The sequence below is a fragment of the Mycobacterium sp. genome (genome assembly GCF_049281135.1).
GTDB lineage: Bacteria > Actinomycetota > Actinomycetes > Mycobacteriales > Mycobacteriaceae > Mycobacterium.
The window spans coordinates 1-9,813 of the sequence record NZ_JBAPRN010000527.1; the positions used below are offsets into that span (position 1 = coordinate 1).

Below are 9,813 nucleotides of genomic sequence, written 5' to 3' on the forward strand. Positions count from 1 at the left end.
GTCCTTGGCCCAGCCCTCGGCCTCGAGCTCGGGCGTGACGGTAGCGTCCAGTACCACCAGCCCGGCCCCGCCGGGCAACGGCGCGGTGTACTCGGGGTCGGCGGCCACCAGCCGCGAGCTGTACTCCTCGGGCAGCAGTACCGCGGGACCGGCGGTCAATGTGCCGTCGGCGTTGACAACGCCCTCGCCGGCCTTGACCGCCTTTATCGTGGCCTGCACGTCCTTGCCCAACCGTGGACCCGCGACTCGGGCGTTGACGGTGAGCTCGAAACGGCCGTAGCCTGCGATGTCGTCGGTCAGCTCGACCACCTTGACGTTCAGCTCGTCGGCGATCAGGTCGGTGAACGGCGCCAAACGCTGCGGATTCTCCACCGCCACAGTCAGCTTCGGCAGCGGCAGCCGTACCCGCAGCTTCTTCGCCTTGCGCAGTGACGACGCCACCGAGCACACCTCGCGCACCTGGTCCATCGCGGCGACCAACTCGGGGTCAACGGGCAGCAGGCCGGCGGCCGGCCAGTCGGACAGATGCACAGAGCGCTCACCGGTGATCCCCCGCCAGATGATCTCGGTGGTCATCGGTAGCAGCGGCGCCGCTAGCCTGGCGGTCACTTCGAGCGCGGTGTGCAACGTGTCGATCGCGTCGGGATCTTCCTCCCAGAACCGCGAACGTGACCGTCGCACATACCAGTTCGTCAGCGCCTCGGTGAACTGGCGTATCTGTTCGCATGCCCCCGAGATGTCGCAGCCATCCATCGCCGCGGTCAGGTCGTCGCGCAGCCCCGCCAGCTTGGCCAGGATGTAGCGGTCCAGGACGTGTGCCGAATCGGCCCGCCAGGTACCGACTTTCGGGGCGTAGAGGGCCAGGAAGCTGTAGGCGTTCCAGAACGGCAACAGCACCTGGCGTACGCCGTCGCGAATGCCCTGTTCTGTGACGATCAAGTTGCCGCCGCGCAGGATCGGCGAGGCCATCAGGAACCAGCGCATGGCATCGGAGCCGTCGCGGTCGAACACCTCGCTGACGTCGGGATAGTTGCGCAGCGACTTGCTCATCTTCTGGCCGTCGCTGCCCAGCACGATCCCGTGCGCCACGCAGGTTTTGAATGCCGGCCGGTCGAATAGTGCGGTGGCCAGCACGTGCAGCGTGTAGAACCAGCCGCGGGTCTGCCCGATGTACTCGACGATGAAGTCGCCGGGGTAGTGCGTGTCGAACCAGTCGCGGTTCTCGAACGGATAGTGCACCTGGGCGTAAGGCATGGAGCCCGAGTCGAACCACACGTCGAACACGTCCGGGATGCGCCGCATCGTCGAACGCCCGCTCGGGTCGTCAGGATTGGGCCGGGTCAGCTCATCGATGTAGGGCCGGTGCAGGTTGTCGGGCCTAGTGCCGAAGTCACGCTCCAGCTCGTCCAGGCTGCCGTAGACGTCGATCCGCGGACAGGCCGGATCGTCGGAGACCCACACGGGAATGGGCGTGCCCCAGTAGCGATTTCGTGAGATCGACCAGTCCCGCGCACCCTGCAGCCATTTGCCGAACTGACCGTCTTTGACGTGTTCGGGGTGCCAGGTGATCTGTTGGTTGAGCTCAACCATGCGGTCACGGAACTCGGTGACCTTGATGAACCACGACGAAACCGCACGGTAGATCAGCGGATTGCGGCACCGCCAGCAGTGCGGATAGGGGTGGTCGTAGGTCTCTTGCCGAATCAGCACCGCACCGTTCGCGGCGGCCGGACCGGTGTGATTCTTCAAGTCCCGGATGATCTGCGGGTTCGCGTCAAAGACGTGCTGCCCCTGGTAATCCGGAACGGTCGCGTCGAATCGGCCTTTGGCGTCGACCGGGGTCACCGGCACGATGCCGGCTTTGTCGGCGGTCTCCTTGTCGTCCTCACCGTAGGCCGGTGCCAAGTGCACGATCCCGGTGCCGTCATCGGTCGTCACGAAGTCGGCGCTGAGTATCTGAAAAGCGTTGGGCGAGTCCATGAAGTACGGGAACGGCGGTCGATACGTGGTGCCGACCAGATCGCTGCCACGGTAGCTACCCAGTACATCGGGCTCGTCGCCGAGCTCTCGCGCGTAGGCAGCCAATCGGGCCTCGGCCAGCACGACGCGGTGCTCGCCGACGCGTACCTGCACGTAGGTGACATCGGGGTTGACGGCCACCGCCTGGTTCGACGGCAGCGTCCAGGGCGTGGTGGTCCACACCAAGAGGTGAGCACCCGCCAAATCCCCTTCTGGGACCGCGAATCCGACGGTAAGAGCCGGGTCTTGCCTGCTCTGGTAGACGTCATCGTCCATCCGCAGCTCGTGGTTGGACAGCGGAGTCTCGTCGCGCCAGCAATACGGCAGCACGCGGTAGCCCTCGTAGGCCAGCCCCTTGTCCCATAGTTGCTTGAACGCCCAGAGCACCGATTCCATGTAGGGCAAATCGAGCGTCTTGTAATCGTTGTCGAAGTCGACCCACCGTGCCTGTCGGGTCACGTAGGCCCGCCATTCGTCGGTGTACCGCAACACCGATTCGCGGCAGGCGTCGTTGAAGGCGGCGATACCCATCGTGTCGATCTGCGATTTGTCGGTGATGCCGAGCTGCCGCTCGACCTCGAGTTCGGCCGGCAGTCCGTGGGTGTCCCACCCGAAGCGGCGCTCCACTTTGTATCCGCGCATGGTGCGGTACCGAGGGACGATGTCCTTGACGTACCCGGTGAGGAGATGCCCGTAGTGCGGCAGACCATTGGCGAAAGGTGGCCCGTCGTAGAACACGTACTCGGGGGCGTCGGCGCGACGGGCAATGCTGGCCTGAAACGTATCGTCGGCCGCCCAGTAGTCGAGGACCTCGAGTTCCCGCGCCGGCAAGTCGGGTGCACCGCCAGCCGGCTTCGGATAGGTTTTCTCGCTCACTGCGCGTCGTCTCCATGTGCCGCTCTCAGGCACGGGGACGACGTCGCGCTGGTGCGCAAGCGCCGCGGTACCACCCCGCTTACCACGCATCGACGTGGCCGCTCGTTATCGGCTGTGACGGGCCTACCCGTTCGGTTCTACTGGGCCTACTGCCGGCTGTTCTTCCGAAGGCTCCCCGGTGATGGCCGGATCGACGCCGTGCAGACCATTCTACGGTTCACCGCAACCCAGGCGATCCCGGCCCGCTGACTCGCGAGAATTAGCGTCAGCCGAGCTACCCTGACGCCATGACCGCCACATCCGATGTCATGACGCTCAGCGGACGCCGAACCGATCGATTCATTGCCAAAAAGAAGCTCTGAACTCGGTCAGCCCTTGAAGTAGACGATCTGGTACGTGGTCGCCAACAGCACACCGTCACGGCTCCACAGCTGCGCGTTCTGGTCGAAGAATCCACGGTCGAAGCGGTCAGCGCGCGCCGTTGCCAGAATGTACTCGCCGCCGAGGGCGTCCAAATGCTGACCATCGGCGTGAAAGTACGTGGTCATGGAAATGGTGCCGGCGGGAATCACCCCGCGGCGCAAATACACTCGCGGAAAGAAGATGTCGGACATCGCGGTCAGAGCCGGAAAGTCGACCTGGCGCTGCGCGGCGTCGCGGACCCATAGCGTGGTCGTCGAGGACGACCCCTTCTGCACTGCCCCACCGGCAAACGAGCCTTCGGCAAAACGCATGTCGTACAACTCAGTCCAGACCGGCAGGTTCCCGCGACTGCCGCGTGTGATCTGCTCCGGTGGCGGCGCAGCAGGTGGTTCCGCTTGGGTGTCCGACCAGGTGTCGCGGCGGATCCCGAATATCGCCGTGGCCGTGGTCTTGACCGCGCCATCCTGACCGAGTTCGACGATCCAATGTTGATTGGTGCGGTTAGTACGCGGCGCCCGACGCGAAATCTCGAATTCGCCGTCGGCAATGGGCGCGGCGAAATTCACCGTCAGCGCCACCGGTTCACCAAGGCAATCGGGATGCACTTGGATCGCGCGCAGCAAGGTCGCGGCGGTGACACCGCCGAAGGGTCCGACCATGTTCGCCCACTCGGGTCGAGTAGTACCCCGGACGACGTCATCGTCGACGACCTCGAGAGCAATCGCGCGGTCAAAAGCGTGCATGTCGGGCATCGAAATGGCATCTCCCTGAGTTCGGCTCTGCCGCAGCCGGGTTCGCTGTCGTCAGCGGTGAGAAGGTGTTCGCAGGTTAGCGTACATCTGGCTCTACAAGCATCAAGACAGAGATCGTCGCCTTGCGACGCCGAAGTGGTCCTAGACTGCGGCTGTGGCTTTCGACCCGACCTACGCACGCGACGTCGCGCTGCCGTTGGCGCAAGCGGCCTACACCGTGATGGGCGGCAGCACCGCGACCCTGCCGTCCGGATTCAGCCAGACCAGCCTCATCCAGGCGGACGCCGTGATGCTCACCGCGATGCCGAACCCGCATCCTGCCGTGACCGCAATGACCAACAACACCAAGATCTTCGGGTTGATGGGCCATAACCCGGCCAGTCGCACCGCATTTGTCTCCTTTCGCGGCACATCCGACCTCGCCGAGTGGATCGCCGACATCGACGCGATACCCGATGATTACGGTCCGATCAGCGGGTTCGGGCAGGTGCATTCCGGCTTCCAGGACGTCTACCAGCTCGTCCGCAACAACATCGCCACCAATTTGGCCACCGCGGCGGCCGGCTGCGATCAGATCCTGATCACCGGCCACAGCCTAGGTGCGGCGCTCGCCGTTCTCGCCGCGCCTGACATGGCCCGGAACATGCCACCGAACACGATCGAGCCGCGGCTGATCACGTTCGCCGGACCGCGGGTCGGAGTGACCGACTTCGCCGAGAAGTTCAACGCCGCCATCGAAAGCTGTTACCGCGTAGTGAATTTTCTCGACATCGTTCCCTTGCTGCCGCCCGCACCGTACGTCGACGTCGGTGCGCAAATCAGCGTCGACAGTGGCGGGCAGATCCAGATCGGTTACCGGCACAGCCTTGCCGCCTACCAACAAGGACTGTCGGCCTTCATCACAGCGCAGCCGTAACGAAGCGTTCCAGGCACCGAGGCTTTACCACGCCTCAGATGCCCGGAGCGTCACAACGCAGCCACCGGAACGCCTTTCAGGCGCCCACTTCCAGGACGCCCGCGCGCCACAGCACAGCGTAGAGCTGCCTCAGCGGAACACAGAGCAGCCGAGCAGCGCCCTCGACCAGCGGGTCGGCGCCTGTCATCGGAAGGTCAGACCGCTTGGAGGTCTTCGGCGTCGACGGTGTCGTCGGCGTCGGATCAGGGACCACCCTGAGCCGAGGTGCGGACGTCGCCGCCACTACTTCGTCGTACAGAACAGCGGTCATGATCGCCTCCTACGCAGAAAGTCAAACGGGCACAACGGGATTCGATGGCCGTCCGAAACGGCGTGGTGCAGATCTGCAGAACGCTGGGGCCGAGAAAGGCTCAGCTGAAAGCGACGCGCCGCAAGCCGGTTCGGGACGAACCGCCCGGATATCGATCCGGACTGTCACTGGAACTCATGCGTCCCTCACCTCCTCGCGGTCGCAGCACGTGCGGATTACCGCACAATTGGCACGCAAGCAGGAATACAGAACCCGACAACAGCGGGAAACCGCACCCCACTCGTAGAGTTTCGGCACTACACGGCGTATCCGGGCCTGCAAAAAATGCAAGGCCGGAAGCCACTTGGGCTCAACCCTTAAGCCGGGAGGAGCTGTCCTGACCCTGGGCGTCTCTCGACGTTCGGGGTCAGTGGCCTATATCCGTGTAGACGCCTCACCTAACGAGGTGCTTACCCTGTCGATGATGCCCGAACATTCCGCCCGGGTCAATTCGCCACGCCGATGACCCCTGACCAGCCGTTATGGTTCCGTAACCTGCCGGGGGTCTAGTCGGGTCGCAATCCCTTCATCACCAGCGAGACGATGAAGTCCGCGGCCTCGGCCGCAGTGAGGCCGTCGTCGGTGGTCAGTCGCCGGTAAGCGATCCGACCGATCAGCACCGTGAGGGCGTACGCCACCAACCGGGGCGGTGCAGCCACCATCTCGCCTTGGCTTTGCGCAGCCACGACCAGATTTTCGATGTCATCGATGAAGCGCTCGTAGACGCCGCCGAGTCGCTCGTTGGACCGGTTGTTCGATGTGTAAGCGTCGCGAAACATCAACCTCGTCGCGGCGCGGTCGGTGTCGAAGAACTCGAACATCGCCCGCAGCGTGGCGCGAAACGGCACCTCCGCGAATCCGTAGCGTGCGCCACTTCCGGCCAGAGCGATAGCGACATGGGTGCGCATGGCGTACTCCTGGGCGGCGATCAGCGCCTGAAACAAGGCGTCCTTCGAGTCGAATTGCTGGTAGACGACATCGAACGGCAGCTCAGCCGCTTTGGCGACGTCGGCGATCGTCGTGACGTCAAACCCGTTGCGCGCGAACACTTTCTTGGCCGCCGCCATGATCTCGCCACGCCGCGCCTCGACCGCAGTCCGGGCCGGCGTGGGACCGCTACCGGTCACGGCGCCACCTTCGAGCCCCTGCGCGCCGCAACCCGCTACCGATGAACTCGACGACGAAATCGGCAACGTCGGCAGCGGTGACGCCGTCGTCGGTGATCAGCCGCCGATGCGTCCGGGTCGCGCCGCTCACCGGTCCACCAACTCGTCGAGTCGCCCGACCGCGTCGATGAACTCGGAGACCATGTCCAGCACCACCGACGCAGTCGGCTGCACCTTGTTCAGCGAGCCCACGACTTGACCGACGAAATAGGTGACCAGCTCGCGGGCTTTGGCATCGGGATGTGCGGCGGCCCGGTTGATGCGGACTTGGGGGTCGCCGATCAGTGCGCTCTGCAAGGGCATGCCGAGCGGATCGGGGCTGTCGGCCCGCTCCCACTCATCGGTCCAGGCGGTGCGCAGCATGCGCGCGGGCTTGCCGGTCAACGATCGCGATCGCACGGTGTCCGATGAGCTGGCGGCCAGGAATTTGTCCTTGACGACGGGCATCGTCTCGGCTTCCTCGGTGGTCAGCCAGACCGAACCGCACCACACGCCTTCGGCGCCCAGCGCCAGCGCCGCGGCGATCTGGCGGCCGCGGGCGATACCACCCGCGGCCAGCACCGGCACCGGGGCCACCGCGTCGACCACCTCGGGGACCAGCACCATCGTCGAAACTTGGCCGGTGTGCCCGCCCGCCTCGGTGCCTTGGGCAACGACCAAGTCGACGCCGGCCGCGGCGTGCCGCCTCGCGTGCTCGGTCGTTCCGGCTAGCGAAGCAACCAACACGTCACGGTCATGAGCGTGGGTGACCAGGTCCGGCGGCGGGGGACCCAGCGCGCTGGCGATCAGCCGGATGCGGTGGGCGAATGCGACATCGAGCAGTGGTTGGTAACCCTTGGGCGAGATGTTCAAGTCGGCGGGCGGCAATCGCTCCTCGTCGGTGGGCACCGAAATCCCGTAGCGGACCAGCAAGTCGTCGACGAACGCGCGGTGCTGTTCGGGTAGCAGTTCGCGGGCCTGCGTGGCGTCAATCCCGCCCTGCTCAGCACCGACATATTTGGGTGGTAAGAGCAGGTCGACGCCGTACGGTTTGCCGCCGGTCTGCTCCTCGATCCAGGTGAGCTCGGCGTCCAGGCGTTCCGGGCTGTGCGCAACCGCTCCGAGGACACCGAACCCGCCGGCGTTGGATACCGCGGCCACCACGTCGCGGCAGTGGCTGAAGGCGCAAATCGGGAACTCCACGCCAAGCATGCGCGCAACCCCCGTTTGCATGCCCGGAAGGCTATGAGCTGGTGTTTGACGTGTCAATCGGACGCGCGGTGACCCGGGACATGGTGCTGTTTATCGGTTGGGCGGTTGGCCATCGGGCGGCCAGCTCGCGACACCGTCTTCCAGCGGCACCTGCAAGCTGTGCAGAATCGATGCGATCATGCGCCACCCGCTGATCGCGGCGACGAGCTCGATGAGCAACGCCTGGTCTGCACCCAACTCGCGCTCGCATGCCGCCCAGCTCCGCTCGCTCACCGCGCCGTAGTGCACCACATCATCCGTTGCGGCGAGCACCGCCCGCTCCACGGGGCCAAACCCTGTGTAGGTCTGCCAATCCCGCACGCCGAGCAGGTCGTCGGCACTCACCCCGAGTCCCTGGGCGACGCGCCAATGCTGTGTCCATTCGTAGTCGGAGGCGGTCAGCCAACCGATCCGCATGATCGCGAGCTCGCGGAGCCGCGAGTCGAGTTTTCCGTGCCACAGCATGAGCGCGAGCAGATCGTTCAGGCGACCAGCCAGCGCGGGGTGGTTCAACAGCACCTGAAAGATCGCGAGCTCGGCCATGTAGTCGGGCACACCGGCTTCGTCCGCGGCGGCTTTGGCCTCGTCCAGTGGGAGACGGGGTACGCGGGCTTCTCGAGACGTCACGCTGGCTCTGTAACCCGTTAGCCCGCAACGGCTCCCGGCTCGGCGAAGGGCGAACCGAAGTCGGCCACCCGCTCGAACCCATCCTTGCGCGCTTGGGCAGCGCCGATTCGGCACAGGGCGCTCGTCGCGACGAACCCGGCGTGGTCGACGACTACGAACGGGGTCAGTAGCCGGCTATGCACAAATCCGAACGCCAGGCCGCTCTCCGGATCCGCCCAGCCGAGCGAGCCGCCCAGCCCGACATGGCCGAACCCGGGGATCACGTCGAACGGCAGCCGGTGATAGCCGAGGTGGAAGGCCAGCGGTATCACCAGGTTTCCGTCGGGCCGCAGGTTTCGCCGCCCGGTGAGGCCGGCGGCCACCTCCGGGGACAGGAATTGAGTGCCTTCGATTCGTCCACCGTTGGCGATCGCACCGTACATCCGGGCCAGCCCACGGGCAGTCGCGACACCGTTGGCCGCCGGAATCTCCCCGTCCAGCAACGGAATATCGCCTTGCGCGACAGCCTTCACACCCGGAAAGTACATAGAGCCGAATCCGGCGGACAGCGGTAACGCGGCGATCATCGGCGCCACCGCGTTGAACACCGGGTTCTGGAAAGCGCTCTGCGGCATGATGATCTGCGCCGCCCGCGTCGGCGCCTCGACCGGCGGGCGGCCCAGGTGCAGGCCGTCGGTGCCCAGCGGCTCGGCCAGCTCTTCGCGAATCAACTGCCGCATGCCTTTACCAGTCACGGCCCGCGCCAGCCCCGACAGCAGCCAGCCGTAGGTCAGAGCGTGATAGGCCGACCTGCCGAACGAGTATCCCGGGGCCTGCGAGGCCAGGCGTTTTTCCATCAGCTCGTGGTCCAGCAAGTCTTCCAAGCTGGACCCACGAAGCGCCGACAGACCGGCCTGATGGCGCATCAGCTGCCGGACGGTGATACCCGCTTTCCCGTTCGCGCCGAACGCCGGCCAATACTGCGCAACCGGTGCGTCGTACTCGATCAGCCCGCGGTCGACGAGCCGATGGATCACGGTGGAGGCCATGCCCTTTGTCGCCGAAAACACCATGGTGCCGGTATCCGCGGTCCACGGCACCCGTCCGCGCCGATCTGCCCAGCCGGTCCACACGTCGACGACGGGTTCGCCGTCCAAGTAGACAGCCAGTGCCCCGCCGCCGAATCGGCGGTGCGGGAACATGCTTGCGAAGCTGCGCACCGCGCAGGCAAAGTGGGGATCGGCTGCGCCGTGAACTCCGCGCGGCAGCACGGAGCGGCGATTGCCCACTACTTCGAGGGTCATGGCGTCGAATCTACCGTTCGACTCTATGAACGAAGTGGGATTCAGCTATCCGTTATCGAAGCGAGCTCCAGAATTTGCTGAGCAGCCAGCGCCGGGGTCAATTCCCCAGTAAGAACCCGACGCTCGACATCGGCGCGGGCTTTGCGGACTGCGGGGTTGGACAGCACCCGGT

General features: G+C 65.3%; 9 protein-coding genes, 1 pseudogene and 1 riboswitch. Of the genes and pseudogenes, 1 reads left to right on the top strand and 9 read right to left on the bottom strand.

Annotated elements, in window-relative coordinates; translation table 11 throughout:
- Together ileS and WAN02_RS20835 are read right to left on the bottom strand one after the other, a co-directional pair.
- Positions 1 to 2,895: isoleucine--tRNA ligase (ileS, locus tag WAN02_RS20830; protein WP_422266116.1), on the bottom strand; the 2,895-nt coding region annotated here is incomplete at its 3' end.
- Positions 2,896 to 3,263: 368 nt separating this feature from the next.
- Complete coding sequence (locus tag WAN02_RS20835; protein WP_422266117.1) at positions 3,264 to 4,070, bottom strand: acyl-CoA thioesterase; 807 nt, start codon at positions 4,068 to 4,070, stop codon at positions 3,264 to 3,266.
- Positions 4,071 to 4,224: 154 nt separating this feature from the next.
- Between WAN02_RS20835 and WAN02_RS20840 the strand changes: the two genes are divergently transcribed.
- Complete coding sequence (locus WAN02_RS20840) at positions 4,225 to 4,986, top strand: lipase family protein (RefSeq protein ID WP_422266118.1); 762 nt, start codon at positions 4,225 to 4,227, stop codon at positions 4,984 to 4,986.
- 76 nt (positions 4,987 to 5,062) lie between these two features.
- Here the strand turns inward: WAN02_RS20840 and WAN02_RS20845 are convergent, their stop codons facing one another.
- The 7 genes and pseudogenes from WAN02_RS20845 to WAN02_RS20875 all read right to left on the bottom strand — a co-directional run.
- Entirely contained in the window at positions 5,063 to 5,296 is a 234-nt protein-coding gene (locus tag WAN02_RS20845) for an Rv1535 family protein (RefSeq protein ID WP_422266119.1), read from the bottom strand.
- A gap of 268 nt (positions 5,297 to 5,564) precedes the next feature.
- Positions 5,565 to 5,748, bottom strand: a riboswitch (M-box (ykoK) riboswitch).
- Between the two features lie 93 nt (positions 5,749 to 5,841).
- On the bottom strand, positions 5,842 to 6,462 hold the full coding sequence (locus WAN02_RS20850; protein ID WP_422266120.1) for a TetR/AcrR family transcriptional regulator: 621 nt from the start codon (positions 6,460 to 6,462) through the stop codon (positions 5,842 to 5,844).
- Complete coding sequence (locus WAN02_RS20855) at positions 6,452 to 6,592, bottom strand: hypothetical protein (RefSeq protein WP_422266121.1); 141 nt, start codon at positions 6,590 to 6,592, stop codon at positions 6,452 to 6,454. Before WAN02_RS20855 ends, WAN02_RS20850 begins: the two co-directional genes overlap by 11 nt.
- Positions 6,589 to 7,713 (bottom strand): NAD(P)H-dependent flavin oxidoreductase, encoded by a 1,125-nt coding sequence (locus WAN02_RS20860; RefSeq protein ID WP_422266122.1) that lies wholly within the window; start codon positions 7,711 to 7,713, stop codon positions 6,589 to 6,591. The genes WAN02_RS20855 and WAN02_RS20860 overlap by 4 nt, the downstream gene beginning before the upstream one ends.
- A gap of 69 nt (positions 7,714 to 7,782) precedes the next feature.
- Entirely contained in the window at positions 7,783 to 8,358 is a 576-nt protein-coding gene (locus WAN02_RS20865) for a carboxymuconolactone decarboxylase family protein (RefSeq protein WP_422266123.1), read from the bottom strand.
- A gap of 17 nt (positions 8,359 to 8,375) precedes the next feature.
- Positions 8,376 to 9,641, bottom strand: coding sequence for a serine hydrolase domain-containing protein (locus tag WAN02_RS20870; RefSeq protein WP_422266124.1), 1,266 nt, complete (start codon positions 9,639 to 9,641; stop codon positions 8,376 to 8,378).
- 41 nt (positions 9,642 to 9,682) lie between these two features.
- Positions 9,683 to 9,813 (bottom strand): annotated as a pseudogene (locus WAN02_RS20875) (methylmalonyl Co-A mutase-associated GTPase MeaB); the annotation flags it as partial.

What these genes read in the sequence shown, in the direction of transcription:
- WAN02_RS20835 (WP_422266117.1), bottom strand. Translation starts at nt 4,070, where the DNA reads ATGCCCGACATGCACGCTTTTGACCGCGCGATTGCTCTCGAGGTCGTC.
- WAN02_RS20845 (WP_422266119.1), bottom strand. Translation starts at nt 5,296, where the DNA reads ATGACCGCTGTTCTGTACGACGAAGTAGTGGCGGCGACGTCCGCACCT.
- WAN02_RS20860 (WP_422266122.1), bottom strand. Translation starts at nt 7,713, where the DNA reads ATGCAAACGGGGGTTGCGCGCATGCTTGGCGTGGAGTTCCCGATTTGC.
- WAN02_RS20870 (WP_422266124.1), bottom strand. Translation starts at nt 9,641, where the DNA reads ATGACCCTCGAAGTAGTGGGCAATCGCCGCTCCGTGCTGCCGCGCGGA.